Here is a 25400-nt window from a genome sequence, read left to right as displayed (position 1 = left end):
GTCCCGCTCACCAGCAGAAAATCGCCGGCTCCAAACGGCGACAGGAACGTCAACGATCAACGGAGGAAAGTCATGAAACAACAGGCACGAATCCACTCGCTTTTCTGTACATTGAGCCTCGCCGCCAGCGCCTTCGCGCTGTCGACGTCGCTTGGACTGGCGCAGACGCCGGAGACTTGCGTCACCGGTGTCGACATGGCCACGCTCGGCCCCAAGGGTATTGTGGGGCAGGGCCCGCACGGCGAAAAGGCAGCCTCGCCCGACGAGCTGAAATTGACCGACGACGAAGCCGCCAAGGTCAAGGCCGGCAAGTTCAAGGTCGGCATTTCCATGCAGACGGTGAACCTCGACTGGTCGCAGTTGCAGGTGCAAGGCATCAGTGAAACGCTTGCCAAATATGGCGTCACTGTCACCGGCGTGGCATCGGCCGAATATCAGGTCGACAAGCAGATCGCCGATATCGAAAACACCATCCAGCAGCATCCAGACGGCATCATTTCCATCCCCGTCGATTTCACCGCGACGGCGCCGACCTACAAGAAGGTGGGCGAGGCCGGTATCAAGCTGGTGTTCATGGACAGCATTCCGGTCGGCCTCGAATCTCCGAAGGATTTTGCCTCGATGATCTCGGCCGACAGCCAGGGCAATGGCCAAATCGCGGCAACGATCCTGGCGTCCTGCATGCCCAAGGGCGGCACGATCGGACTGGTGAATTTCGGCGTCGACTATTTTAGCACCAACGAGCGCACAAAGGGCGTCAGCGAGTGGATGAAGAAGAACCGTCCCGACATCGTCATGAAGCAGGTCGACTTCACCGATCCCTCGAAAGTATCGCAGATCGCCGGCGACTTCCTCACCGGCAATCCCGATGTGAAGGGCCTGTACGCGGTGTGGGACCAGCCGGCGCTCGACACGCTGTCCTCGATGCGTGCGCAAGGCATCGACATTCCGATCACCACGGTCGATCTCGGCCTGCAGTCGGCGATCGAGATCGCCAAGGGCGGGCCGCTCAAGGCGACCGGCTCGCAGCGCCCTTATGACCAGGGCGTCGCCGAGGCGCTGGCCATGATGAAGGCGCTGATCGGGCAGCCCACACCCGCCTGGGTCGGTGTGCAGTCGCTGCCGGTGGTGCAGTCCAACGTTCTGGAATCCTTCAAAACCGTCTTCCACAAGGATCCGCCGGCCGAACTGGTCGACGCCTGCAACAGCGCCAAGCCGAAATGCAACTGAGGTAGCGCCATGGGCGCGGGAGAAATCCCGCGCCCATGGGCCAGAACGGCCATTCATCGCGGGCACGCGGTATGCTAGGCGTCACAACAGCTTGATTTGTCTGTTATCCACGCTTTCGAGGGCATGCGATGTATGTAGGCCGTTCCTACAAACTGATCGATTTCGCGCTGTGGTCGCGGCGTAGCGTCATCTACATGGTGGTGGTGAGCGGCCTGGCCGTCGCGGCCTACCGCCTTCCCGGTATCGCTGGCTTCTCGGTGCCATGGTCGGTGGTGCTCGTGCTCGGCACCACGGTGTCGCTCGTCGCCGGCTTCAAGAATTCGCAGGTCTTCACCCGCAGCGGCGAGGCGCTGCAGGCGTTCACGCAAATCACCGCCAGCAGCCGGGTGTGGTCCAATTTCTGCCGCGACTTCCTCGATGCACCGACGGCGAAGCAACTCATCTACCGCCACATCGCCTGGATGACGGCGCTGCGCTTTTCCCTGCGGCGGCCGATGCCGTGGGAATCCATGGGGAAGGCGGCCAACATCGAGTACATGCGGCGCTACCGCATCCGGGAGGACAAGGGCTCCATCGCCGACGAGTTGCGCCCGTTGCTGGCCGAGCAGGCCGACAAGGTGCTGAAATCGTCGCAGCCGGCGTTGGCCCTGCTCGAGATGCAATCGGTCCAGGTCAACGCGCTGTTCAAGGACGCCAAGCTTCCCCCGCAGATTTACGTCGAACTGACGAAGCTGATCCGCGACCTCCACGACCAGCAGGCGCGCTGCGACCGCATCAAGAACAACCCCTATCCGCGCCAATACGCCATCGTCAGTTCCATGTTCGTCATGATCTTCTGCACGCTGCTGCCGTTCGGCGTCGTTCCGGTCTTTGCGGAGATGGGCAAGCTTGGCGGCGTGCTGAGCACGGTCGGCATCTGGCTGACGATCCCGTTCAGCACGCTGCTGGGCTGGGCCTATATGTCTCTCGACCAGGTCGGCGAGAGCAGCGCCAACCCGTTCGAGGGCAATGCCAACGACGTTCCGATCTCGCAGATCTGCCGCGACATCGAGATCGAACTGCGCGCGGGACTTGGCGAGGTTGAGCTGCCCAAGCCATTGTTGCCGGTGAATGATATCGCGACTTGAAGTGCTGGCCACCTCTCCGGCGCCGTCGGAGAGCGGAACGTCAGCCATCGGCATCTTGCCGCACACCGCGAAATCGTCGCGCAGGTTGAGCGCGCAGGCGCGGATCCTGACCAGCGCGTCATCCGGCCCTGGCCGGGGCGGATCTTCCTCGACCAGGTCGAGCCTGTCCGAGCCACCGGGCGCTCTTAGCCTGACCAGCCGCATAGTCTTTCTCCGACGTGTGGGATATTTTGATATGCGGCGAGCCGGATCTAGCGGGCCTGCCGGCCGGAAATCACGCGCAACCAGGGCGCCAGATGGAAGGCGCTCATCAACAGATACATGGCCGGCATCCCGGTTAAAGACGCGCTGGTTAAAGACGGGCCGGTCAGCGGCGAGCTGCCCATGCACAGCATGGCCGCTTCGCCGCCCTGAACGCAGGAGAGCAGGGCCATCACGGCGAAGGTGGGTGCTGCCGCGAGGCACAGCCAGTCGGCGATGCCAGGGGCGGCGATGTGTTCGGAAGTCGCGCTGCCGATGCCAGAATGGATGTCGTTCATGGTCTTTTCCTTAGTGTCCTGGCCTGCAGGGTTTGGTTTCCTCTCCCCATTTCGTGCGGGAGAGGAAACTTTCGGCCTTTCCGGCCAGACGCTACTGATCGCTCTTTTCGCGGAAGGCGGCTTCGCCGGCCGCCGACACCTCGGCCCACTTCTTGTCGACCCCGGCTTCGTAATTGTCGTGCCAGTTCCACCAGCTGTAGAGCGGGGTCTGGGGATAGCCTTCGGGCGAATCTTCCCAGATCTCCTGGCGGCCGAGAGGGGTGGCGTCGAGATAGCTCCACACCGTGCCCAAGGCCTCGTCGCCGCGGGTGTTGATGAAATAGGTTCGGAAGACGCGGTCGCCATCATGGATGAACACGTTGTGGCCGTGCCATTCGTCGACGCCGAAATCCTTGTCGAAGCTATCGGTGATCGTATACCAGGGCATCTTCCACTCCATCCGCTGCTTCAGCCTGACGATGTCGGGCTGCGGCGCGCGCGAGATGTAGGCAAGCGTGGTGTCGCGGGCGTTGAGATGGGCGAGGTGGCCGACCTGATCGGCGCCGAGCGAGCAGCCGCGGCAGGCGTGGTCGGGCCAGCCATAGACGCCAGGCTCGAAGAAGGCGCGGTAGACGATCAACTGGCGGCGGCCTTCGAACAGGTCGAGCAGGCTGGCCTTGCCATTCGGGCCCTCGAACACATAGGCCTTGTCGACTTCCAGCCAAGGCATGCGGCGACGCTCGGCGGACAGCGCGTCCTTGGCACGCATGGTGGCCTTTTCCTTGACCAGCATCTTTTCGTACGCGGCATCCCATTCCTGTCTTGAAACGATCGGTGGGGTCTTCATCGTCATGTGCTTGGTCATTGGTCTTCTCCTTTGCCAGTGGCGCCATCGCGGCGTGTTGTCGTCTGGGGATCCGGAACCAGCGTAGAACGGTGAAGCGGAGCGCTGGGAGTTACAAAAGTGGCGGGATCTGAATCGTCCGGCCCGGCGCAGCAGGGGTGGCGGGGCCGCGCGGTGTGCTCGAGGTCGTCGGTTGCAGGCATTTTCAATTTCCCTATTAAGATGCTTATTGTTCGTACCTGAGATGCTCAGGTTGGCGACGCCGGTATTGACATCAACGGTGGCCGTGATGCCCTCAGCCATGTGGCCAGGTTTGGTCGATGCGGCTTGCTGACCGGCGGTGGTGATTTAAGTTAGGGCGGCGTGGCGTGGGGGTGGGAGTTACAAGTGTGACGGGATTTGAATGGACTCGCTGATCACGGCGGCAGGACTGGCCCTGGCCGCCGGCAATCCCCTGGGCGCGCTGGACCGCGTCGCCTTGCGCGAGGACGCGCCGGCATTGGCGCTGCGCGGCATCGCCATGGCGCAGCTCGGCGACTTCGAGCGCGCCAAGCTGCTGCTGCGGCGGGCCGCGCGCGCCTTCGGCCCGAGAGAGGCCGTGGCGAGCGCCAGATGCGTCGTCGCCGAGGCCGAGATCGCGCTGGTCTCGCGCGACCTCGGCTGGCCGGCCAAGGCGCTCGACGCTGCGCGCACGACGCTGGAGAAGCAAGGCGACCGGCTGAACGCGGCGCATGCCGGCCACCTCAAGGTGCGGCGGCTGCTCTTGATCGGCCGGCTCGACGAGGCCGAGCATGTGCTGGCCGGGCTCGACCCGACGCCGCTCCCGCCGGCGGCAAGAGCCGCGCATGAGCTTGCCGTTGCCGGCATTGCCATGCGTCGCCTGCGGACCAGGCCGGCGCGCGCGGCGCTGGAATGGGCACGCCACGCTGCCCAGCGGGCTGGCATTCCAGGCCTTATGGCTGAGGTCGACAGCGCGTCTCTGGCGCTGGAAACACCCGCCGCGCGGCTGATCGCGCAGGGCACGGAGCGGCCGCTGCTGCTCGAAGAGGTCGAGGCGCTGCAGGGATCGCCGGCGCTGGTCGTCGATGCCTTTCGTTATGCCGTGCGTGCCGGGGACGCCACGGTCACGCTGGCGAGCCGGCCGGTGCTGTTCGCGCTGGCGCGTGCGCTCGCCGAGGCCTGGCCCGGAGACGTGTCGCGCGAGGAGCTGGTGGCGCGGACCTTTGGTGGCAAGCATGCGGACGAATCGCACCGGGCGCGCCTGCGCGTCGAGGTGGGGCGGCTGCGCGCCGAGTTGCGCGGGCTGGCGGAGATCAGCGCCACCAAGCGCGGCTTCACACTGGCGCCGCGCCAGGCGCGTGCGGTGATGGTTCTGGCGCGGCCGATCGAGGAGCGGCACGCGGCCGTGCTGGCCTTGCTCGCCGACGGCGAGGCCTGGTCGAGCTCGGCCCTGGCGCTGGCGCTCGGAACCGGCCAGCGCAGCGTGCAGCGGGCGCTGGAGCCGCTCGCCGAGACCGGCAAGGTGCAGTCTTTCGGCCACGGCAGGGCGCGCCGCTGGATGACGCCGCCGGTGGCGGGTTTCACGACCACCTTGTTACTCCCGGCACCGCTCCCGCAAGGGTAGGAAGGGATGACGACCACCATCGAGGACAAAGACATGAAACGTTCAGCGGCCGAAATCCTGCGCGAATACGGACCCTTTCCGGGGGTGAACAGCGTGCATGGCGTGAGTTTTGACGGCAACAATATCTGGTTTGCCTCGGGCGACAGGCTGAATGCCTTCGATCCGCAGAGCGGGGAGGCGTTGCGTTCGATCGATGTCGCGGCGCATGCCGGCACTGCCTATGACGGCAAGCACTTCTTCCAGCTCGCCAATGATCGCATCCATAAGATCGACCCGGATACCGGGGCGATTCTGGCCACCATTCCCGCACCCGGCGGCGGGCGCGACTCCGGGCTGACCTGGGCCGAAGGCACGCTCTGGGTGGGGCAGTACCGCGAGCGCAAGATCCACCAGATCGACCCGGAGACCGGGACGATCCTGCGCACCATCGAATCCAATCGCTTCGTCACCGGGGTGACCTGGGTGGACGGCGAACTGTGGCACGCCACCTGGGAAGGTGACGAGAGCGACCTGCGCCGTGTCGACCCGCAAACCGGCAAGGTTCTGGAGACGCTCGACATGCCAGCCGGCATGGGTGTCTCAGGGCTGGAATCCGATGGCGGCGACCGCCTGTTCTGCGGCAGCACATCCGCCGGGGTGGTGCGGGCGGTGCGCCGGCCGAGATGAGCCGGGTGCTCTGACGGAGACAATCGGCACCGCCAGGTCAGTGCCGGCAATTTTGTCCGCCGACGACTGGCCGTTGTCCAGGGAGGTCCCTAGATAGGCTGCGTTGGGCGACCGCCCGGATATTTCTTCGCAAAGGACCTGACCATGCCCGAACAGATCACATTGAACGACGGCGCCGCCATTCCACAGCTTGGCCTTGGCGTCTGGCAGGTCGACGCCGACATCACCGCGCAAGTGGTCGGTTGGGCAATCAAGGCGGGTTACCGGCTGATCGACACCGCCGAGGGCTACCAGAACGAGGAAGGGGTCGGCGAGGCGATCCGCGCTTCCGATGTGGCGAGAAGCGAGCTGTTCATCACCTCGAAGCTGCGCAACGGCGCCCACCAGCGCGACGCGGCTCTCACGGCCTTCGACGACACGATGAAGAAGCTCGGCATCGAGCAGCTCGACCTGTTCCTGATCCACTGGCCGGTTCCCAGCCAGGACAAATATGTCGAGGCGTGGAAGACCCTCATCGAACTCAAAAAGGCCGGCCGCATCAAGTCGATCGGCGTTTCGAATTTCAACCAGGACCATCTGGAGCGCATCATCGGCGAAACGGGCGTGACGCCCGTCGTCAACCAGATCGAATTGCATCCGCGTTTCCAGCAGCGCGCGCTCAGGGATTTCCATGCCGGGCACAACATCCACACCGAAAGTTGGAGCCCGCTGGGCAGCGGCCGTCTGCTCAGCGACCCGACCATCGCGGGCATCGCCAAAAAGCACGGCAAATCCGCGGCGCAGACGATGATCCGCTGGCACCTTCAGGAAGGGCTGATCGTGATCCCGAAGTCTATCCACCAGGACCGCGTCGCGGCGAATTTCGATGTCTTCGATTTCGAGCTGGACGCGCAGGACCTGGAGACGATCCGGGGCATGGATTCGGCTGACGGCCGCAACGGACCGAACCCCGCCACGGCGGCGTTTTTGTTTTAAAAGTTTGACCTGAAGGAGCCGGCGGCGAAGCGGCCAATCTCCCCCCAAGTGGGGGAGATGCCCGGCAGGGCAGAGGGCGCTGTCCCGCCGGCATATCAGTTGTGCCGCCCAAACCAGCAGCGATGACAATATGTTGGCAGACATTGTCGATGTCGCGAATCACATCGTCGTTGCAGAACCGCGGCACGCTCCAGCCGTCCTGTTCCAGACGCATGGACCTTGAGTTTGCGCCCTACGGCGCCCCCTCTGTCCTGCCGGACATCTCCCCCACGAGGGGGGAGATTGGCAGCTTCGCCCTTTGTGCTAAATCCCGGACCCATCCAGCTGTTGCGCGTCCTCGCCTTCCCAGGGGGCCGGCATCGAGCCGCCACGGCTGAGATTGGCGGAGGGCAGGGGCATCCAGCATTTCAGCTCCGGCTCGGCGTATTCGACGACGCGGCCCGGCGAGGAATCCGATGCGCGCCAGCCTTCGCCGGCGAACTGGTCGCCGCGTGCCCAGTAGGCGAGGTCGACTTCAGCCGGCCCCTGTTCGGACGGGCGGACCGTGACCAGGATCCGGCTGCCGTCCTTTGGCGCCGTCGACATGTGGCGCCACCGTTCGGGCTCGTCCATCGCATTTCCTCCTGCCTTGGTACGAGATGAAGTGTCGCCTCGCCATCGGAGGCGGTCAACCCAAACTTTGTAGGATTATACCGGCCACAGCCGTCCTGGGTCTGGCGATACTCGCCAGGGTAAGGAGAGCATATGAGTGACGAGATCGAGCCGATGCCGGCCGGAGGCGAAATGAAACTCTACTTCAGCCGCAATCCCAATCCGCGCCTGGCGGTCGCGGTTGCGCGTTACCTCAAGGCTGATGTGACCTTCGAATTCGCCTCACCCTTCGCGCCGGGGCAAGCGGAGCGATTTCGGCCGCTCAATCCCAATCTTTCCCTGCCGATACTGGCGTGGCCGGGCGGCAGCCTGTGGGAAGCGGACGCCATCGCTTGCCGGCTGTCGCGCGACGTCGGATCGGATTTCTGGCGCACCGGCAATGACGAGCCCGAGATGATCCGCTGGCTAAGCTGGGGCAAGGAGAACTTCGCCAGGGCCTGCGACATGGTGCATTTCGAGCGTGGCACCAAGCAGCGCTATCATTTGGGCCCGATCGATCGCCAACTGGTCGAGGAGGGGCTGAAGCTGTTTCACACGATGGCGGCGATCCTGCAGGCGGGGCTAGCCGGGCGGCAATGGCTGGTCGGGGACCGGGTCTCCTATGCAGATTTCCGCATGGCGACGTTCCTGCCGTTCAACGATGTCGGCGGCCTGCCGCTCGGTGATTATCCCGTGCTTGCCGGCTGGTATCGCCGGCTCGAAGCGATCGAGGCCTGGCGTGACCCGTTCAATGGGCTGGATGCACCGCCCTTGCCGCCGGTGCCGCGGCAGGGCGATGGGGGGAGCTGACGACCGGCGTATACACAAAGGAAACTTGAAAACGCCGGTCGCCGGGCGGGGGTTGGGACGCACCACGTTGGGGCGCGATGCAAAGTCAGGCTACGCGGATGTCCGGCATCTTCAATTCGAACGCCGGCCCATGGTGAACAACCGGTTACTATCCACAGGCTCCATCCGGCAAACGGCATCTCTCGTGGCTGTGCGCAACGTCGGCCTGCCGGCCATCGGTGCTCGACGGGCCATGCTCCGGTTGATAAGCCCGTCTGCGAAGGAGCTGATGAGTCTGGCATGACCGTTGCGATCGAGATGGGAAACACGACGGCGGGCGCCCCGGCGACGCTCGATCTCGAGGAGCTGCTGGCGACCCGGCTTCTGGTGCAGGGCAATTCGGGCTCCGGCAAGTCGCATCTGCTGCGCCGGCTGCTGGAGCAGAGCGCGCCCTGGGTGCAGCAGACCATCGTCGACCCGGAAGGCGACTTCGTGTCGCTGGGCGACCGCTACGGCCATCTGGTGATCGATGCCGAGGAGCATACCGAGCGCGGCTTGCAGGCCGCCGGGGAGCGGGCGCGCATCCACCGCGTCTCGACCGTGCTCAATCTCGAAGGGCTCGATGCCGAGAACCAGATGCGGCGAGCCGCCGCCTTCCTCGGCGGGCTGTTCGAGGTTGCCCGCGACCACTGGTATCCGATGCTGGTGGTGGTGGACGAGGCGCAGCTGTTCGCGCCGGCCGTGGCCGGCGAGGTTTCGGACGAAGCGCGCAAACTGTCGCTCGGCGCCATGACCAACCTGATGTGCCGTGGCCGCAAGCGCGGGCTGGCCGGCATCATCGCCACGCAGCGGCTGGCCAAGCTCGCCAAGAACGTCGCGGCGGAAGCCTCCAATTTCCTCATGGGCCGCACCTTCCTCGACATCGACATGGCGCGCGCCGCCGACCTTCTGGGCATGGAGCGGCGGCAGGCCGAGGCTTTCCGCGACCTGGAACGCGGGCAGTTCATGGCGTTGGGTCCGGCACTGTCGCGCCGGCCGCTCGGCCTGCGCATCGGCCCGACCGATACCAGCCCCCGCAACGGCACGCCACGGTTGATGCCGCTGCCGGAATCCGCGCTCGAGGATGCCCGCGCCGTCATCCTGGCCGCCCCGCCGCCCGAAACGGCGCGCGCGCCGCGCCGGACGGCGTCGCCGGACCTGCTCGACCAACTGATGGCGGCGAAGTCGGCGGCGCTGGAAATCCGCCCCGAACCAGCCGAGCCGCTGATCAGCGCCGAGGATCTGGCGGAGCGGCGCGAGCGTGTCGACCGCGTGCTGCGCGCCGTGCTGGCCGAGCCCGATGCGGGGTTCCGCGTCATCGGCGTGCTCTATCAGGAGTTCGTGGTTCGCTGCCGCATCGAGGGCCTCGCCTCGGTCGTGCCGGACCTGCCCGCGTTCCGCCGCATGCTGACGCGAGCTCGCGCCGGCCTCGGCTCCGAGACGACGCAGGATGATGCATGGAGGGACGTTTCCGTCCGCGCCTCGCTGCTGCCCGACGACATGCAGGGCGTGTTCATGATGATCGCTCGCGCGGCGAAGGAGGGCTGGCCGTGCCCGAGCGACGCCGCGATCGCGCGCGCCTATGGCTCGCACTCGCTGCGCCGCGCCCGGCGCCTCCTGACCTATATCGAGGAGCAGGGGCTCATCGTTTGCCAGCTCGACGGCACGGGAAAGCGCACCGTGACGCTGGTCGAACTCGCCTGGGCAACGGCGCCCGGCGACCCCAACGCCGAGGAGGCGGAGCAAGGGAGCCTGGCGCTGTGAGGGGGCCATGACGCGTTCAACACCCGACGGATCGCATAGGCAGGCTGAGGGCAAGGTCGCCCGGGTGCGTATCATGGGGACGCCGAGGTCCGGCACGAATCTCGCGAAGCACCTGGTGGAAACTCATCTCGGGGTGTCTGTCGTCTTCGACCAGGGCTTTTGGAAGCATGGGATCTTTCCGGCCCTGATGAACGGACGCGACCTTGGATATGGAGACTTGCCCATCATCGTGATGAGCAAGGATCCCATCACCCAGCTCCTGTCATGGTTCCGCTTCAGCCGAAACGACAGCATTTTCCGGCCGGCCAAACATCTCGGTCCATTCCTGAACAGGCCATTCGAACTCAAGCAGGATTTTACGCACCCAAAGATGGCCTACAGGTTCCGCACACCTGCCGATTATTGGAACCAGTTTTACTTTGCCATGGAAGCCCTGCGCCGCACCGGCGCACCCGTGCATTTCGTGGCCTATGAGCAGCTCGTTTCCGAACCTGCGCTTTGCCTCGGTGCGATTTCCCGGTTCCTCGATCTTTCTCCGCCTTTCGACGCCGGCACCACCGTGACCATCCCTCGGCACGCGATCGGTGCGAGCAATGACATCGACCGGCCTGCGGACCCGGCCGCCAACCAGGGCCCGTTCGATCCGGCGCGCGCGGATCTGGCATCGGCGCTCGCCAGGATCGGATGGCGCAATGCACGCCTTATCCTAGCCGACATCGATGGCGACGTGCTTGCTGCAACGGGCCGAGCCGGGTTTCGCAGGACCTGCCGGGAAGCGATCGGCCCCACGGCGATATTGAGGTCGTTGATCGGCTTCTGGTGAGCTGGTGCCGCGCGTCGCCTCCAAATGTCTACTTCGACTTCCGACCCAGCCCCATGGATTTGGCGAGTTTGGAGCGGATTTCTCGCGCTACTGGATAGCGATGATGCCGTCGATGGCCCGCCATTCCGAAGGCTGGATCAGCCGGTGGTGGGCGACGCGAACCGAGTGCAGCGGGCCTTCGAGTTCGCGCTCCCAATAGGATAGGAACCCGTGAAGTTCGGGGAACTCGGGCGCAAGGTCATAATCCTGCCAGACATAGAGCTGGAGCAGGCTCGGATGATCGGGCAGGTGATAGTGAATCTCCGCCGTGGTCAGGCCGTAGCCTTCCATCTGGAGACGGAATTCCTTGCTGACGCTTGCGATCATTCGTTTCTCCTTCCTGTCGGGTATTAGGCATCCAGCCTGTCAAAAGGGTGATGGAATCGCCGCTCGGCTGGCGTAGTGCCGAGACGCCGCCGTCGCTGGTAGCCTGGAGCAGGCGGTCAAGCGCGCGGTTGGAGCTTTCGGCGGCAGGGGTGGATTTGAGCGGCGAACAAATCTGTTGGTCCATCGATGTGCTCCGTCTGCAAACAACTCCTTGAGCGGATCGCGGTTCCGGCGCCCGGGATGCGCCGGCCGCCTATAATCTGTTGAACAAGGATCGAAGATTCAAGCCGGCATCCGACCTGGATAAGGTCGCGATAACAGGCTCTTGGCACTCGCGGCGCATGAGTGCCAAATTTTTTTGGCGGGGCTCTTGAAACCGAAAAACGGCAAAACTAGCTCGATATGCGCGCGCGATGCCTGAGCAAGGGTCGCTGCGTTCCGCGCCGGCCGATTTTGCCGGTCCGGTTGCGGAGGAACCGCGAAAAACATGTTTGTCCAGAAGGAGAACGAAATGGCGTTCCGTCCATTGCATGACCGTATCCTGGTCCGCCGCATCGACGCCGAGGAAAAGACCGCGGGCGGCATCATCATTCCCGACACCGCCAAGGAGAAGCCGCAGGAAGGCGAGGTACTCGCTGTCGGTCCCGGCGCGCGCGACGACGGCGGCAAGCTGGTCGAGCTCGACGTCCAGGTCGGCGACCGCATCCTGTTCGGCAAGTGGTCCGGCACCGAAATCCGGCTCGACGGCCAGGATCTGCTCGTCATGAAGGAAAGTGACGTGATGGGCGTGATCGAAGAGGCCGCGCAAATCAAGAAGGCCGCCTGACGGCTTCTTGGAAATTCAACCAGTCAACGAATGCTGCCTAGATGAAGGAGTGATCCAATGGCTGCCAAAGAGGTTAAATTCCATACCGAAGCGCGCGAGAAGATGCTGCGCGGCGTCGATATTCTCGCCAATGCGGTGAAGGTGACGCTCGGCCCCAAGGGCCGCAACGTGGTGATCGACAAATCGTTCGGCGCCCCGCGCATCACCAAGGACGGCGTCACCGTTGCCAAGGAGATCGAGCTTGAGGACAAGTTCGAGAACATGGGCGCGCAGATGGTGCGCGAAGTGGCGTCCAAGACCAACGACATCGCCGGCGACGGCACTACGACCGCGACCGTTCTTGCCCAGGCCATCGTCAAGGAAGGCGCCAAGGCGGTTGCCTCGGGCATGAATCCGATGGACCTGAAGCGCGGCATCGACAAGGCCGTGGAGGCGGTGGTGGCAGAGCTGAAGGCCAATGCCCGCGACGTGACCAGGAATGACGAGATCGCGCAGGTCGGCACCATCTCGGCCAACGGCGATGCCGAGATCGGCCGCTTCCTCGCCGAGGCGATGGAGAAGGTCGGCAATGAAGGGGTGATCACCGTCGAGGAGGCCAAGACCGCCGAGACCGAGCTCGAAGTCGTTGAGGGCATGCAGTTCGACCGCGGCTATCTCAGCCCTTATTTCATTACCAATCAGGACAAGATGCGCGTCGAACTCGACGAGCCCTATGTGTTGATCCACGAGAAGAAGCTCTCCAACCTGCAGGCGCTGCTTCCGGCGCTGGAGGCGGTGGTGCAGTCGGGCAAGCCGCTGCTGATCATCGCCGAGGATGTCGAGGGCGAGGCGCTGGCCACGCTGGTGGTCAACAAGCTGCGCGGCGGCCTCAAGGTTGCTGCCGTCAAGGCGCCCGGCTTCGGCGACCGCCGCAAGGCCATGCTGGAGGACATCGCCATCCTCACCGGCGGCACGGCGATCTCGGAAGATCTCGGTATCAAGCTCGAGAATGTGACGCTGGAGATGCTGGGCCGCGCCAAGAAGGTAGTGGTCGAGAAGGAGAACACCACCATCGTCGACGGTGTCGGCCGCAAGGAAGAGATCCAGGGCCGCGTCGCGCAGATCAAGGCGCAGATCGAAGAGACCACCTCGGACTATGACCGCGAGAAGCTGCAGGAGCGGCTGGCCAAGCTTGCCGGCGGCGTCGCGGTGATCCGCGTCGGCGGCTCGACCGAGGTCGAGGTCAAGGAGCGCAAGGACCGCGTCGACGATGCGCTCCATGCCACGCGCGCGGCCGTCGAGGAAGGCGTGCTGCCCGGCGGCGGTGTCGCGCTGCTTCGAGCCGCCAGGGCGCTCGATGCCGTCCAGACCGACAATCCCGACCAGAAGACCGGTGTCGAGATCGTGCGCCGCGCGATCGAAACGCCGGTGCGCCAGATCGCCGAGAATGCCGGCGCCGAAGGCTCGATCATCGTCGGCAAGCTGCGCGAGAAGAGCGAGTTCGGCTGGGGCTGGAATGCCCAGACCAACGAGTTCGGCGATCTCTATGGCCAGGGCGTGATCGACCCGGCCAAGGTGGTGCGCACGGCGCTGCAGGACGCAGCCTCCGTCGCCGGCCTGCTGGTGACCACCGAGGCGATGGTGGCCGAGAAACCGAAGAAGGAAGCCGCCACCCCGGCGATGCCCGCCGGTGCCGGCATGGATTTCTGAGCCCATGCATGACCGCCCGCTCCCCGGCTGGGGAGCGGGCATCAGGATGAAATCGAGCGGAGGTAAACATGGATGCGATGGCTGGCCTTGGACCCCTGCCGGCGCCGACACATGAGGCAAAGGAGTTCCTGGCCTACGAAAAAGAATGCCGCAGCGTGCTGCAGCCGCGACTGGCAGGGCTGCTCGACATGGCCGAAGCCGCCGGCTGGAGCCGGCGCACCGCCGCCTCGGCGCTGATGTTCCTGGCGGCGCAGCAGGTGTCGGCGGCGGCTGCCGGCGGTTGAACCGGCGAGCGATGTTCGTCGCACAGAAGATGAAGGGCGTTGTTGTTTGGAGGTGGAGACGTGATCGCGGGCCGGTTGCGTGAATGCCTGAGAATACTGAGATGGGAGGCGGCCGACCTCGCCGCCGAACTCGGCCGTCCGCAAGGAGAGATTGCGGCCTGGCTTGACGGCCGCAGCCGATCTCCATTTGCCGTCGCCGCCTGGCTCGAGGCGCTGGTGAAGGCACACAGGATGTTGCCGGCGCCAGGCAGGGGCATGCCGGCGCTGGACTCAGCCAACATCGGGCCGGCCAACATCGGGCCGGCCAGGATCGAACTGCCCAGGTCGAGCCGGGCGCGATCGGCGGTGCCCAACCGGCGGCTCAATCTTCCATACAAGACATCCATGCACCCTGTCGGCGGCGGGCCGCGCTCTCCTGTGTCAGGTCCGCCGCAGGTGCCGCATAATCGAGAGGAGGCAAAAGCCATGAATCGCGGGCAGTTTGAAGAACCGGTCACCGTTCTGGTCGGAATGGGCTTTCCGGTTGGGATCGAGAATGTGATGGAAGCCTACGCGCTGTTGCAGGATTGGCCGGCCGCCGGCCGCAACGGCGCGCACGCCATTGCGCTCAACGCCTGCAAGGCCGGCATTGCCGGCGAGATCGACCCCGAAACCGTGCGGGCGACGCTGGTCACCTTCGCAAGGCGCAACGACATACTGGTGCAGGACATGGTTGCGCCGGCCGCAGCGCTGGGCGATGCGCCGCGCGCGGGCGAACTCGCGGGTTGACCATAGGGCCCGCCGCTCGGCTTTCGCGCCAGGCGGCGGGCGCAGCCTTGATGGAACCAAGCGACGGGCACACAGGTTTAGAGCAATTCCAGGAAAAGTGCGACACGGTTTTCCGTCCGGAATTGCTTAAAAACAAAGAGATAGAGCGGTTCGCCGTTTCCGTGAAACGGTGAAATGCTCTAGCCGGCGTCGGTTCCCTGATGCGAGGCCATGTCATGAGCATCCTGCAAAGCATGAAGAAAGCAGCCGAACAGGTTACCGGCGTTGCAAGACCAGGCAGGCGACAGGCCGCCGATCTTGTAAGGCCGCGAAAACCGAATGAATTCAGGTTCAGGGACGATGGCCTGGTGCCCAACCACCCGTCCTGGCCGCTTGTCGTCTATCGCGGCGCCGTGCGGTTGCCGCAGGACTTCGATCCCGCGGCGGTCATGGAGCAGCTTTTCGGCGCCAATGGCTGGGGCGACAGCTGGCGCGACGGCATCTACGACTACGTTCATTACCATTCGCGCATCCACGAAGTGCTCGGCGTCGCGCGCGGCACGGCCAAGGTCCAGTTTGGCGGCGAGAAGGGACGAACGCTGGCGCTGAAGACCGGCGATGTCGCGGTTCTCCCGGCCGGCACCGGACACCAGCGGATTTCGGCGTCCGAGGACTTCCTCGTGGTTGGCGCCTATCCCGCATCCGGCACCTACGACGAATGCACGACCGCCGCCGACCACGCCAAGGCGATCGTAACGATCCCCAGGGTAGGCCGTCCGCGAAAGGACCCTGTCTATGGAAGCGAGGGGCCGTTGCTGACGGCCTGGAAGAAAGACTGAGGCGGTTCCAGCGAAGGCCAGGCGGTCGGGAACTACCGCTCCTCCACTATCCGCAAATAAGCCGCCGTCACGAACAGCACGATCAGCCCGAACAAGATCCGTCTCGCCCCCTCCGGCATCTGCAGGATGGTCAAGAGCGTCGTCAACACGGTCAGGATGAGCGCGCCGATGATGGTGCCGGTATAGCCGCCGCGGCCGCCGAAGATGGAGGTGCCGCCGATGACGGCGGCGGCGACCGAGGGCAGCACCAGGGGTTCGGCGAGGGAGAGCGACGGAGCCTTGATAAGGCCGATGTAGAGCAGGCCGGTGATGCCGGCGAGCACGCTGGAGGTGATGTAGAGCGCGGTGATGACCTGCCAGTATTGCACGCCCGACAGCCGCGTTGCGCGCTCATTGTCGCCGACGGCGTAGAGCAGGCGGCCGAAGCCGGTGCGGGCGAGCGTGAAGACGATCAGCGCGGCGAGCGGCACGAACAACAGCAGGGCGTTGGGAAAGCCCGAGGTGACGCCGGTGCCGAGCCAGGCGAGGAAGTCGGGGATCTTGGCGCCGGACGCGATCACCGTACGCTGGTAGACCTGCAGGCAACCGGTGCCGATCAGGCTGGTGCCGAGCGTCATGATCAGCGGGTGGACGCGGAAGACGCCGACGCCGATGCCGTTGACCAGGCCGATCAGCACCGCCGGCATCATCGCCAGCAGAAAGGCCACCGCCGGATCCTGGTTGACGACCTGCGTCGCCATGATGAAGGCGCTCATCGTCGCCACCGTGCCGACCGACAGGTCGATGCCGCCGGTCAGCATGGTCATGGTCTGGCAGCCGGCGAGGATCGCCAGCGGAATGGCGAATTTGATGGTGTTGGCGATCCAGCGCTCGTTGACGATGCCGGGGCGCAGGATCTGCAGGATCACCACCAGGATGACGAGCAAGATGATCAGCGGGATCAGCGGCCGGTCGGCCATGAAGCGCTTTAGGCGGCGGCCGAAGGGGACGGGGGTGATCGCGGTGGTGCTCATGGGGTGGCTCGCGATAGAGTTGGCGCGACGCATCTTTCCCTTCTCCCCTTGTGGGAGAAGGTGGATCGGCGCGATAGCGCCGAGACGGATGAGGGGTGCTCCAGCGGAGTGAGACGTTGGCGTTCCCTGGAACACCCCTCATCCGTCTTGCCGCTGCGCGGCAATCCACCTTCCTCCACAAGGGGGGAAGGAAGAAGCGCATGCCGATGCACCCTCATCATTGCCGCCCCCGCATGGTAATAAACGCGCCGAACATAACCACGGCGACCATGATGGCGCCTTCGATGATGGCGGTGACGTTGGGGTCGATGGCGAGCAGGGTGAGATCCGTGCGCACCAGGCGCAGCACGAAGACGGCGACGATGGGGCCGAGCAGGCCGCCTTTGCCGCCGCCGAGCGCCACGCCACCCAGCACCACGGCGGCGACGCTGGCCAAGAGATAGGGGCCGGGAATGGGCGCGCCGATGCCGGTGCTCATGGTCAGCGCCAGCCCGCCCATGGCTGCGAACAGGCCCGACAGCGCATAGGCGACAATGCGGGTACGGGCGACCGGCACGCCTGAGCGGAACGCCGCCAGTTCGCTCGAGCCGATGGCGTAGATGGAGAGGCCGAGGCGCGAGCGCCTGAGCGGTATCCAGACGATGCAGAGGCAGACGATGAGCACCAGCAGCGCTTTGGGCAGCCAGGCGTCGATGGCGTCGGGCAGGCCCGGTACCGGCACGGTGCCCGAGATCAGCGCCTTCAGCCATTCGGCGGCGCTTCCGCCCGGCGCGCCGAGCACCAGAAGGGCGGCCCCCTGCAGCACGAACAGCATGGCCAGCGTCACGACGATGTCGGGCACGCGGGTGACGACGATCAGCAGTCCGTTCAGCGCGCCGAGCACGAGGCCCATGGCAAGCACGAAGGGCACCACGAACAGCGCGTATTCCTCGCTCGCGCCAGCCATCATCGAGGCGGCGGTGACGCTGGTCAACGCCATCATGGCGGCGACCGACAGGTCGATGCCGCCGGCGATGACGACCACCGTCTGCGCGGCGACAGCGAAGGCATAGGGCAGAACGGCCCGCGCCAGCGAGCCGAAGTCGCCGCTGCCATAGCCCGGCTGGATCAGCTTGGTGACGATGAACAGCACGATGAGGAGAGCGAACAGGCCGGTGACCCAGCCTTGGCGGCGCAGGAAATGGCTCATGGCGCCGCCTCCGGCGCATCGGAAGTGTTCGCGGTGGGGTCGGCCAAAATGCCGACATCAGCCTTGACGCCGCGCGGCAGGCCGTAGGCGGCGCGCATCAGCGCCGGTTCGTCGGCTTCCTCGACCGGGAAGATGTCGACCAAGCGGCCGCCGAAGATGACGATGACGCGGTCGCAGACGCGTTGCACCTCTTCGAGTTCCGAGGTGTAGAACAGCACCGACTTGCCGTTCCCGGCAAGCTCACGCAGCAATTTGTAGATCTCCTGCTTGGTGCCGACATCGATGCCGCGCGTCGGGTCGAAGCACAGGATGGTGCGGGCGTCGGCAGCGATCCAGCGGGCGATGGTCACCTTCTGCTGGTTGCCGCCGGACAGGCGCTGCACCTCGCCCTGCGCGCGGGTGTCGATCTGCAGCCGCTCGATGGCGCTGGCCACCTTCGCGCGCTCCCGGCGCATGTTGATCGGCCCCCAGTTGCGGAACGCAGCACTGAAGGGTAGCGCGATGTTCTCCCGCACCGAGCGCTGCATGGCGAGCGCCTCGGCGCGGTCGCCCGGCACATAGGCGATGCCGGCACGGATGGCGTCGATCGGGTGCGAGAACTTTGCCGGCTGGCCTTCGACCTCGATGGTGCCGCCGGATGGGCGGATCGAGCCGGCAAGGGCTGAAAACAGTTCGTCCTGGCCCTGGCCTTCGAGCGCGACGACGCCGGCGACTTCGCCATCTCCAAGATCGAAGGAGACATCGCTGAGCTTGGTGCCGACGCGCAGGTTGCGCACACTTATGCGCGGCCGGGAGGCGATGGGCGCCGCCTTTTCGGCAGCGCTGCGGGCGGCGACGTGGGTCTTGACGATGCGCGTGCCGAGCATCAGCTCGACGATCTTTTCCTCGACACCGGGCACGATGTCGACGACGCCGACGGTCTCGCCGTCACGCAGCACGGTGGCGCGGTCGCACAATGCGGAGATTTCGACGAAGCGGTGCGAAATGAAGATCACGGCGCGGCCGCTGTCGCCCTGGCGGCGCACCACTTCCAGCACCTTCTCGGCGAGGTTGGCGGGCAGCGCCGCCGTCATCTCGTCGAGCAGCAACACGTCGGGCTCGACGGCCAGTGCCCGCGCCAAGTCGAGCACGCGCAGCACGGCCAGCGGGATGTCGCGCGCAGTGTCGCGCAGGTCGAGGTCGGGAATGCCGAGTTCGCGCACCCAGGCGCGGAACGGCTCGACCGGCGTGCCGGTCAGCCGCAGGTTGGAAAGCACGTCGAGATCGGGGATCAGCGACGGTTCCTGGTAGACCGGCAACAGGCCGGCGCGGCGTCCGGCGGCCGGCGAACGGATGTCGCGCGCTTCGCCCCGGATCAGGATGCGGCCGGCATTGGCTTGGATCGCTCCCGTCAGGATCTTCACCAGCGTCGACTTGCCCGCGCCATTGGCGCCCATCAACGCATGCACCTCGCCCGGCAGCACGGAGAGGGACGCGTTGCGAAGGGCGGCAACCGCGCCGTAATTCTTGGCGACGCCGGTGGCGTCGAGGAGAGGGCTGGTGGTCAAATTGTTGGGTCTCGGGTCAAGCTGTTCAGGTATTTCTGGAACCGACTGGCCGCAACGGTGACCTTCCCTTCTCCCCTTGTGGGAGAAGGTGGCCTCGCGAAGCGAGGTCGGATGAGGGGTGTTCCAGGGAACGCCAACGTCTCACTTCGCTGGAACACCCCTCATCCGTCTCGGCGCTGCGCGCCGATCCACCTTCTCCCGCAAGGGGAGAAGGCAGAAGCGCGGGTGCCTACTCTCCCGGGCCCTTGCAGGCCACGATCTGCTCCTTCGTGTACGTCGTCCAGTCCGGGATCGAGATCGAGACTGGCCATTCGGGGCTGAGCGACGGGTCGGCGGCGACCTTGAGCTTGGCCTTGCCTTCGTCGGTCGCGTTGTCCCACAGTTGTGGGTCGACCAGCACGGTCTGCTGTGCCGGCTTCTTGCCGTCGAGGATCTGCAGCGCCAGCGTGACACCAGCACCGCCGATCGAGCCGGGGTTGGTGACGGCAGCGCCGACGAGGCCCTTGACCGAGCTCAACTGACCGACGAAGCCGGCATTGTCGGCGCCGACCACCGGCACCAGCGGGGCCTGCGATTCAACCAGCGCATCGACGATGACGTTGTCGATGCCGGAGGTCCACACGCCGTTGAACGGCGTGCCGGTGGCCAGGAACGACAGCATCTGCTGCTTGGCCTGGTCCTGCTGCCAGCCGGTGAAGACCTCCTGTGCGACCTTCACGTCGGGGAATTCGGCCAGCGCCTTCTTGAAGCCCTTGTCGCGGTCGGAGTCGGCCGAAGCGCCGGCGGCGCCGCGCATGTAGAACACCTCGCCCTTGCCGCCCATCTGGCCGAACAGCCACTTGGCGCCGAGATAGGCGTATTGTTCCTGGTTGTTGGAGATGATGTAGGCCGACGGTTCGGTGACCGCCTGGTCGACGGCGACGACGACGATGCCGGCCTTGGTGGCTTCCTCGAGGCCCGCCTTGATGCCGGCCGGATCGGCGGGGTTGACGACGATGGCGTCGACCTTGGCGCTGATCAGGTTGCGGATGTCTTCCAACTGGCCGGCGGCATCGGTGTTGCGGTGGGCGATGTTGAGCTTGGCGACCTCGCCGGATGCCAGCGCCTGCGCCTTCATGGCGCAGACCATCTCCTCGCGCCAGCCATTGCCCTGCACGGTGTTGGAGATGCCGATCGTGTATTTGCCGGCGGCGGCAGAGACGCCTACCGAGGCCAGCAAGGCGGCACCCGCAAGGAGCGGGACCATGGTCAGGATTTTTTTCATTTCAGACTTCCTCCACATTATTTTTCAGTTCCAGTTCAACCCGTTGAAGCACGCCGCTGACAAAGTGAGTCAGACGGTGTGCTCCAATTTACTTGACGAAAGGACGCAGCACGTCGCGGGCGAGCAGAAAGCCCCGCTTCACCTGATCGTCGCTGCCTTCAAATCGCCTGTCCTCATGTTCGATGATGACGGATCCGTCATAGCCGGCGCGGTAGAGGCCGGAGAAGAAGCCATTCCAGTCGACATCGCCCAGCCCCGGCATGCGCGGCACCTGCCAGCCTATGCCAGCGGAGAGAATTCCGCGCTCGTACAAACCATCACGATCAATCATCAGGTCCTTGGTGTGGACATGCAGCATGTAGGGGCCGAATTCCCTGATGAAGCGGGCCTGGTCGATCATCTGCCAGACCAGATGCGAGGGGTCGAAATTCATGCCGACCTCGCCGCCCCAAGCTTCCAGGATGCGGCGCCAGACCTGCGGCGAATAGGCGATGTTGTGCCCGCCCGGCCATTCGTCATAGCTAAAGATCATCGGGCAGTTCTCGAAGGCAAGCTTGACGCCGTGGCCGCGTGCAAAAGCGACGATTTCGGGCCAGACTTTCAGCGCGTCCTGCCAGTTGACGTCGACGGTCTTCGAGGCATCGCCGCCGCAGAAGGTGTTGACCACGGGAACGCCCATATTGGCGGCCAGCACGATCACCTTCTTGAGATGGCCAATGACCGCCTCGCGATGCGCGGCATCCGGATGCAGCGGGTTCGGATAGTAGCCGAGGCCGGAGACGATGAGGTTCTTTTCCGCCAGCGAGGCGACGATCTCCTTGGCCTGCGCGGGCGAGGTGGAAGCCGCGTCGATATGGCTGGTGCCGGCATAGCGGCGGGTCGCGCCGGACGTTTTCGGCCAGCAGGCGATTTCCAGCGCCTCGAAGCCGGCCTGATTTGCCCAGCCGGCGACCTCGCCGAGCGGCGTCTCCGCGAACGGTGCGGTGAGCAGTCCAAGTTTCATAGTGCCTCCCAACCCTATAATGCCGATTGTTTGGATCGCTTCAACCTCGCGACCTCATCTTGTTCAAGACTGTGTCTGACAGCGGCCATCGGATCGTCCGAAAGCAGATCATCAAGCACTGACGTGACGGCCGCGCGAAACATCTCGTTCGCGGCAAGGCCGGGGTCGAATATCGTGTCGATGGCGAGAATCCCTGAAGCCAGCGCTGGTGCATCTCGGCCGACCGTGTCGGCGATCCCAGCGACCTTGCCGGCATAGGGGTCCGACACCGGCCAGCGTTTGCCGAACCGGGTTGAGGCCTGGATTAGATAAGCCATCCAGCCGGCGACCGATACCGACAGCAGGCCGATGCTGGCACCCTGGCGCAAGCGGTCGCGGATCGGGTTGAGCAGGCGCTGGACGATCTTCTGCGAGCCATCGGTGGCGATCTGGTGGTTGCGGTGGCGGATCGCCGTGTTCTGCAGCCGGCCGAGACTTTGCTCGACATAAGCGAGGGGCAGGACCCCGGGCACCGGCGTCAACGTCGGCAGCGTTTCTTGTATCAGCATGCGTCGCACAAAGGCCAACAGCAGCGGGTCGGCGACGGCATCGAAAGTGTGTTCCAGCCCGGCCAGCACGCCCAGCGTGGCAAGGGTTGTCTGAGCGCCGTTCAGCACCCGCATCTTGAGATGCTCGAAAGGCGTGACATCGTCGACGAAGGTGGCGCCGACCAGATCCCAGCGCGGCACGCGGCCGGCGAATTTCTGTTCGATCACCCATTGCCGAAATGGCTCGCCGACGGCGACCGCGTCGTCGCGGTAGCCGAACCATTGCTCGACGCTGTCGAGGTCATCGCGCGTCACCGCCGGCGCGATGCGGTCGACCATGGCGCACGGGAAGGCGGCGTTGGCCGCTATCCAGTCGGCCAGCCCTTTGTCGCGCCGCTCGGCGAAAGTCCGCACGACCTTTTCGAGGATGACGCCGTTGGTCGGGATGTTGTCGCAGGAGAGCAGCGTCATCGGTTGGCCATGCGTGGCCCTGCGCTGCTCCAGCGCTTGCGCGAGGATGCCCGGCACACTGCGCGGTGCCTGGGAATTGGTGAGGTCATGGACGATGTCGGGATGGCCGAGATCGAGTTCGCCGCTCGACGGAATGTGGCAATAGCCTTTTTCGGTCACCGTCATCGTTACCAGATCGATGTCGGGCGAGGCGAGCACGTCGAGCGCCGGTTTGGCGCTTTCCTGGCTGTCGACCACCTTGACGATGCTGCCGATGACGCGCGCCTCGACATGGCTATTCTCGCGGATCAGCCTTGTGTAGAGGCCGCTCTGCCGGCCGAGCGTGCCGGCAAGGCTGGGCGGACGGATGTTGATGCCGACCACGCCCCAGCGGTCGAACTGCAGTGACAGCAGGTCATCGGTGTATTCGGCCTGGTGGCAGCGGTGGAACGCACCGACACCGAGATGCGCCATGCCCGGGGCGAGGGCCGCGCGGTCATAGGCCGGTGTCTGGACCGACACAGGCAAGCGATCGAGCAGCGCCGGCCCCAATGTTTCGGGTGAAGCGTTCACCGGTTCGCCCCGATCACGGACTGTTCCTGGTCGATCACGGCGCCGGTCATCGGTCCGGCCGCGTCGGACAGCAGGAAGACGGCGAGGTTGGCGATGTCGTTCGGCGTCAACAGCCTGCCGAAAGGCTGCGCGGCGTTTGCGGTGTCGAGCCAGCCCGGGCCGTTGCCCAAAATTTCGGATTGCATGACGCGTTCGGCCGGCGTGTCGGTCCAGCCGACATTGATGCCGTTGACGCGGATGCGGTCGAAACGGTGGGCGTTGGCGGCGTTCTTGGTCAGCGTCGCCAGCGCACCCTTGGTGGCGGAATAGACCGCGAGTTCGGGCGAGCCGCAATGGGCGTTGATCGACAGAATGTTGACGATCGAGCCACCCTGGCCGCGCTTCTTCATGTCGGCGATGGCAGCCTGCATCAGGAAGAATGGTGCCCGCGCGTTGACGGCGAACAGCGAGGCCCAGTCGTCAAGGCTGGCATCGAGGAAGGAGGCACGGTCGGTCAGGCCGGCGGCATTGACCAGGCCATCGATGCGGCCGAAGCGCTCGATACAGGCTTGCGCCAGAAAAGCGGGGGTTGCCGGGTCTCCGAGGTCTGCGGCGACGAAAATGGTCGGCGTGCCGATGGCCGACAGTTCCGCCGCCACGGCGTCGCCGCGTTTGCCATCGCGCCCGGTGATCAGCAGTCCGCCGGCGCCGGCGCGCGCCAGCGTCTCGGCAATGGCACGGCCGATGCCTTGCGTCGCGCCGGTGACCAGCACGACCTTACCTTGAAGATGAAGCTCCATTCCTCCTCCCGGAACAAAGTTTCTATTTTCTGAAATATGGAACGACAATTCCCGATAGTCAATTGTGCCAGCGGGGCCTCACGGGTCGCGGCGCGCGGCGACCCCTTGGACCAGTGCCATGCCGACCGCCAAGGAGGCCGCCAGCGAGCGAAAGCCGGCGAAGTCGGATTCCACCACTTCCAGCCAGCTGTCCGACAGCCGGATCAACGGGCTGAAGGTGCTGTCGGTGATGGTGACGATGCGGGCCTTGCGCTCATGCGCCACCGCGACCAGGTCCGGGGTGATCGAATTGTAGGGGCTGAAGGAGACGGCCAGCACCGCGTCGCGCGCGCCGATGCAGCCGACCTGGTCGAGTGCCGAGGAGCCGACATTGTCGACCAGCACATTGCGCACGCCCTGTTGCGACAAGGTCAGCGACAGATAGGTGGTGACAGGGAAGGCGCGCTTGGAGCCGATGACGTAGATGAGGTCGGCGCCAGCCAGCAGCGCCACCATCTTCTCGAAACTCTCGACGTCGAAGCCGGCCTCGATGCGGCCAAGCGAGGCCTGCGAGGCGCCAACCATGCCATGCAGGAAATGCAGATTGGCATTGGCCTCTGTCTTTTCCTGGCCACGCCCTTCCGGCCATGATCCCTTGACGTGGTCCTTGAACAGGCCCTGGAAATCGGAAAAACCGGAGTAACCGAAGATCTGGGCAAAGCGCACCAGCGTCGAGGGCTGCACGCCTGCCTGGGCGGCCACCTGCGCGATGGTGCCGAGCGCGACGTCGCTCGGATGCTGCCACAGGAAGATCGCCACCTGGCGCAGCCGTTTGGGAAAATGCACCGTGCCCGACGACAGCACCGCGCGCAGTTCCTCATAGGTCCGCGGCTGGATGTAGCCCAGTGCTGCCAGCGAGCGCCCGCGCTTGCGCGTCGCCGCCTCGTCGGTACTGGATCTTCCGGATTGTTTGCGTGCCCCGCTCATGTTTTCAGGCTAGCGCGATACGATCGTTTTACAATATGGAAATTGGAAATGGCGTTCGACGGTGAGTCTGGAGAGTGATGCTAGCGGTCGAAGGTGGCGCTCTACGGCGCCCCCCTCTGTCCTGCCGGACATCTCCCCCTCAAGTGGGGAGATTGGAGGTCATCTCTGCTTTCGCCAATCGCCAGCTTTGCAAGAAAGGCGCCGCAGTCGACGCTGCCAATCTCCCCCTGGAGGGGAGATGTCCGGCAGGACAGAGGGGGGCGCCATAGAACTCGACGGTGGGTGCTGGCTCGATATCGGGCCTCAGCC

Annotated in this window: 25 protein-coding genes and 1 pseudogene; 13 read left to right on the top strand and 13 right to left on the bottom strand. The window is 65.1% G+C overall.

Features of this window, described 5'->3' with window-relative positions:
• The first annotated feature begins 72 nt into the window (after window positions 1-72).
• Both FJ978_RS30900 and FJ978_RS30895 read left to right on the top strand, forming a co-directional pair.
• A complete protein-coding gene (locus FJ978_RS30900) occupies window positions 73-1230 on the top strand; it encodes a substrate-binding domain-containing protein (protein ID WP_013894411.1) in 1158 nt (385 codons plus the stop codon).
• A 128-nt stretch (window positions 1231-1358) separates the two neighbouring features.
• Entirely contained in the window at window positions 1359-2357 is a 999-nt protein-coding gene (locus FJ978_RS30895; protein WP_140576551.1) for a bestrophin family ion channel, read from the top strand.
• 251 nt (window positions 2358-2608) lie between these two features.
• Here FJ978_RS30895 and FJ978_RS30885 read toward each other — a convergent pair whose 3' ends face one another.
• On the bottom strand, window positions 2609-2896 hold the full coding sequence (locus FJ978_RS30885) for a hypothetical protein (RefSeq protein WP_013894414.1): 288 nt from the start codon (window positions 2894-2896) through the stop codon (window positions 2609-2611).
• A gap of 91 nt (window positions 2897-2987) precedes the next feature.
• Window positions 2988-3740 carry a thioredoxin family protein gene (locus tag FJ978_RS30880; RefSeq protein WP_013894415.1) on the bottom strand — a complete coding sequence of 251 codons (753 nt, stop codon included), beginning with the start codon at window positions 3738-3740 and terminating at the stop codon, window positions 2988-2990.
• 382 nt (window positions 3741-4122) lie between these two features.
• Between FJ978_RS30880 and FJ978_RS30875 the strand changes: the two genes are divergently transcribed.
• The 3 genes from FJ978_RS30875 to FJ978_RS30865 all read left to right on the top strand — a co-directional run bounded on the left by FJ978_RS30875 (window position 4123) and on the right by FJ978_RS30865 (window position 6984).
• Window positions 4123-5343: a helix-turn-helix domain-containing protein gene (locus tag FJ978_RS30875; RefSeq protein WP_140576549.1), complete on the top strand. Its 1221-nt coding sequence runs from the start codon at window positions 4123-4125 to the stop codon at window positions 5341-5343.
• Window positions 5344-5376: 33 nt separating this feature from the next.
• Window positions 5377-6009: a PQQ-binding-like beta-propeller repeat protein gene (locus FJ978_RS30870; protein WP_140576548.1), complete on the top strand. Its 633-nt coding sequence runs from the start codon at window positions 5377-5379 to the stop codon at window positions 6007-6009.
• A 144-nt stretch (window positions 6010-6153) separates the two neighbouring features.
• Window positions 6154-6984 (top strand): aldo/keto reductase, encoded by an 831-nt coding sequence (locus tag FJ978_RS30865; protein WP_140576546.1) that lies wholly within the window; start codon window positions 6154-6156, stop codon window positions 6982-6984.
• Between the two features lie 106 nt (window positions 6985-7090).
• On the opposite strand, the pseudogene FJ978_RS33320 reads toward FJ978_RS30865, so the two are convergent.
• Together FJ978_RS33320 and FJ978_RS30855 are read right to left on the bottom strand one after the other, a co-directional pair.
• Window positions 7091-7207: pseudogene (locus FJ978_RS33320) on the bottom strand (DUF559 domain-containing protein); the annotation flags it as partial.
• 80 nt (window positions 7208-7287) lie between these two features.
• Complete coding sequence (locus FJ978_RS30855) at window positions 7288-7596, bottom strand: hypothetical protein (RefSeq protein WP_013894419.1); 309 nt, start codon at window positions 7594-7596, stop codon at window positions 7288-7290.
• Between the two features lie 171 nt (window positions 7597-7767).
• Here FJ978_RS30855 and FJ978_RS30850 point away from each other — a divergent pair, with 171 nt between their 5' ends.
• The 3 genes from FJ978_RS30850 to FJ978_RS30840 all read left to right on the top strand — a co-directional run bounded on the left by FJ978_RS30850 (window position 7768) and on the right by FJ978_RS30840 (window position 11029).
• Entirely contained in the window at window positions 7768-8424 is a 657-nt protein-coding gene (locus FJ978_RS30850) for a glutathione S-transferase family protein (RefSeq protein WP_140576587.1), read from the top strand.
• A gap of 279 nt (window positions 8425-8703) precedes the next feature.
• Window positions 8704-10206, top strand: a complete 1503-nt coding sequence (locus FJ978_RS30845; protein WP_013894421.1) for an ATP-binding protein — start codon at window positions 8704-8706, stop codon at window positions 10204-10206.
• Between the two features lie 217 nt (window positions 10207-10423).
• Window positions 10424-11029 carry a sulfotransferase domain-containing protein gene (locus FJ978_RS30840; RefSeq protein WP_140576545.1) on the top strand — a complete coding sequence of 202 codons (606 nt, stop codon included), beginning with the start codon at window positions 10424-10426 and terminating at the stop codon, window positions 11027-11029.
• A gap of 87 nt (window positions 11030-11116) precedes the next feature.
• Here the strand turns inward: FJ978_RS30840 and FJ978_RS30835 are convergent, their stop codons facing one another.
• The gene (locus FJ978_RS30835) at window positions 11117-11395 is read right to left on the bottom strand and encodes an usg protein (RefSeq protein WP_013894422.1); all 279 of its coding nucleotides are present in this window, start codon (window positions 11393-11395) and stop codon (window positions 11117-11119) included.
• A gap of 511 nt (window positions 11396-11906) precedes the next feature.
• Here FJ978_RS30835 and FJ978_RS30830 point away from each other — a divergent pair.
• From FJ978_RS30830 to FJ978_RS30810, 5 genes are all read left to right on the top strand, one after another.
• The gene (locus FJ978_RS30830; protein WP_140576543.1) at window positions 11907-12221 is read left to right on the top strand and encodes a co-chaperone GroES; all 315 of its coding nucleotides are present in this window, start codon (window positions 11907-11909) and stop codon (window positions 12219-12221) included.
• Between the two features lie 57 nt (window positions 12222-12278).
• Entirely contained in the window at window positions 12279-13910 is a 1632-nt protein-coding gene (gene groL, locus FJ978_RS30825; RefSeq protein WP_023768248.1) for a chaperonin GroEL, read from the top strand.
• Window positions 13911-13978: 68 nt separating this feature from the next.
• The gene (locus FJ978_RS30820; RefSeq protein ID WP_013894426.1) at window positions 13979-14194 is read left to right on the top strand and encodes a hypothetical protein; all 216 of its coding nucleotides are present in this window, start codon (window positions 13979-13981) and stop codon (window positions 14192-14194) included.
• A gap of 60 nt (window positions 14195-14254) precedes the next feature.
• Window positions 14255-14962 carry a DUF982 domain-containing protein gene (locus FJ978_RS33535; protein WP_348640333.1) on the top strand — a complete coding sequence of 236 codons (708 nt, stop codon included), beginning with the start codon at window positions 14255-14257 and terminating at the stop codon, window positions 14960-14962.
• 215 nt (window positions 14963-15177) lie between these two features.
• A complete protein-coding gene (locus tag FJ978_RS30810; RefSeq protein ID WP_140576542.1) occupies window positions 15178-15780 on the top strand; it encodes a cupin domain-containing protein in 603 nt (200 codons plus the stop codon).
• 32 nt (window positions 15781-15812) lie between these two features.
• On the opposite strand, the gene FJ978_RS30805 is transcribed toward FJ978_RS30810, so the two are convergent.
• From FJ978_RS30805 to FJ978_RS30765, 8 genes are all read right to left on the bottom strand, one after another.
• A complete protein-coding gene (locus FJ978_RS30805) occupies window positions 15813-16793 on the bottom strand; it encodes an ABC transporter permease (RefSeq protein WP_140576540.1) in 981 nt (326 codons plus the stop codon).
• A 217-nt stretch (window positions 16794-17010) separates the two neighbouring features.
• Window positions 17011-17982, bottom strand: coding sequence for an ABC transporter permease (locus FJ978_RS30800; RefSeq protein WP_140576539.1), 972 nt, complete (start codon window positions 17980-17982; stop codon window positions 17011-17013).
• Window positions 17979-19529 carry a sugar ABC transporter ATP-binding protein gene (locus FJ978_RS30795; RefSeq protein ID WP_140576537.1) on the bottom strand — a complete coding sequence of 517 codons (1551 nt, stop codon included), beginning with the start codon at window positions 19527-19529 and terminating at the stop codon, window positions 17979-17981. The genes FJ978_RS30800 and FJ978_RS30795 overlap by 4 nt, the downstream gene beginning before the upstream one ends.
• 229 nt (window positions 19530-19758) lie before the next feature.
• A complete protein-coding gene (locus FJ978_RS30785; RefSeq protein ID WP_140576534.1) occupies window positions 19759-20793 on the bottom strand; it encodes an ABC transporter substrate-binding protein in 1035 nt (344 codons plus the stop codon).
• An 88-nt stretch (window positions 20794-20881) separates the two neighbouring features.
• Entirely contained in the window at window positions 20882-21796 is a 915-nt protein-coding gene (locus FJ978_RS30780; RefSeq protein ID WP_140576532.1) for a sugar phosphate isomerase/epimerase, read from the bottom strand.
• A 14-nt stretch (window positions 21797-21810) separates the two neighbouring features.
• Window positions 21811-23346, bottom strand: a complete 1536-nt coding sequence (locus FJ978_RS30775) for a mannitol dehydrogenase family protein (protein ID WP_140576531.1) — start codon at window positions 23344-23346, stop codon at window positions 21811-21813.
• The gene (locus FJ978_RS30770) at window positions 23343-24125 is read right to left on the bottom strand and encodes an SDR family oxidoreductase (protein WP_140576529.1); all 783 of its coding nucleotides are present in this window, start codon (window positions 24123-24125) and stop codon (window positions 23343-23345) included. Before FJ978_RS30770 ends, FJ978_RS30775 begins: the two co-directional genes overlap by 4 nt.
• Before the next feature lie 78 nt (window positions 24126-24203).
• On the bottom strand, window positions 24204-25091 hold the full coding sequence (locus tag FJ978_RS30765; protein ID WP_140576528.1) for a MurR/RpiR family transcriptional regulator: 888 nt from the start codon (window positions 25089-25091) through the stop codon (window positions 24204-24206).
• Window positions 25092-25400: the final 309 nt, after the last annotated feature.

The sequence above is a fragment of the Mesorhizobium sp. B1-1-7 genome (assembly GCF_006442705.1).
In the GTDB taxonomy this organism is placed as follows: domain Bacteria; phylum Pseudomonadota; class Alphaproteobacteria; order Rhizobiales; family Rhizobiaceae; genus Mesorhizobium; species Mesorhizobium opportunistum.
This window is presented reverse-complemented; position numbering and strand designations above follow the sequence as displayed.

Coding starts and splice junctions, on each gene's coding strand:
- FJ978_RS30900 (WP_013894411.1), top strand. CDS start 73: ATGAAACAACAGGCACGAATCCACTCGCTTTTCTGTACATTGAGCCTC.
- FJ978_RS30895 (WP_140576551.1), top strand. CDS start 1,359: ATGTATGTAGGCCGTTCCTACAAACTGATCGATTTCGCGCTGTGGTCG.
- FJ978_RS30885 (WP_013894414.1), bottom strand. CDS start 2,896: ATGAACGACATCCATTCTGGCATCGGCAGCGCGACTTCCGAACACATC.
- FJ978_RS30880 (WP_013894415.1), bottom strand. CDS start 3,740: ATGACCAAGCACATGACGATGAAGACCCCACCGATCGTTTCAAGACAG.
- FJ978_RS30875 (WP_140576549.1), top strand. CDS start 4,123: ATGGACTCGCTGATCACGGCGGCAGGACTGGCCCTGGCCGCCGGCAAT.
- FJ978_RS30870 (WP_140576548.1), top strand. CDS start 5,377: ATGAAACGTTCAGCGGCCGAAATCCTGCGCGAATACGGACCCTTTCCG.
- FJ978_RS30865 (WP_140576546.1), top strand. CDS start 6,154: ATGCCCGAACAGATCACATTGAACGACGGCGCCGCCATTCCACAGCTT.
- FJ978_RS30855 (WP_013894419.1), bottom strand. CDS start 7,596: ATGGACGAGCCCGAACGGTGGCGCCACATGTCGACGGCGCCAAAGGAC.
- FJ978_RS30850 (WP_140576587.1), top strand. CDS start 7,768: ATGAAACTCTACTTCAGCCGCAATCCCAATCCGCGCCTGGCGGTCGCG.
- FJ978_RS30845 (WP_013894421.1), top strand. CDS start 8,704: ATGACCGTTGCGATCGAGATGGGAAACACGACGGCGGGCGCCCCGGCG.
- FJ978_RS30835 (WP_013894422.1), bottom strand. CDS start 11,395: ATGATCGCAAGCGTCAGCAAGGAATTCCGTCTCCAGATGGAAGGCTAC.
- FJ978_RS30830 (WP_140576543.1), top strand. CDS start 11,907: ATGGCGTTCCGTCCATTGCATGACCGTATCCTGGTCCGCCGCATCGAC.
- groL (WP_023768248.1), top strand. CDS start 12,279: ATGGCTGCCAAAGAGGTTAAATTCCATACCGAAGCGCGCGAGAAGATG.
- FJ978_RS30820 (WP_013894426.1), top strand. CDS start 13,979: ATGGATGCGATGGCTGGCCTTGGACCCCTGCCGGCGCCGACACATGAG.
- FJ978_RS30810 (WP_140576542.1), top strand. CDS start 15,178: ATGAGCATCCTGCAAAGCATGAAGAAAGCAGCCGAACAGGTTACCGGC.
- FJ978_RS30805 (WP_140576540.1), bottom strand. CDS start 16,793: ATGAGCACCACCGCGATCACCCCCGTCCCCTTCGGCCGCCGCCTAAAG.
- FJ978_RS30800 (WP_140576539.1), bottom strand. CDS start 17,982: ATGAGCCATTTCCTGCGCCGCCAAGGCTGGGTCACCGGCCTGTTCGCT.
- FJ978_RS30785 (WP_140576534.1), bottom strand. CDS start 20,793: ATGAAAAAAATCCTGACCATGGTCCCGCTCCTTGCGGGTGCCGCCTTG.
- FJ978_RS30780 (WP_140576532.1), bottom strand. CDS start 21,796: ATGAAACTTGGACTGCTCACCGCACCGTTCGCGGAGACGCCGCTCGGC.
- FJ978_RS30770 (WP_140576529.1), bottom strand. CDS start 24,125: ATGGAGCTTCATCTTCAAGGTAAGGTCGTGCTGGTCACCGGCGCGACG.
- FJ978_RS30765 (WP_140576528.1), bottom strand. CDS start 25,091: ATGAGCGGGGCACGCAAACAATCCGGAAGATCCAGTACCGACGAGGCG.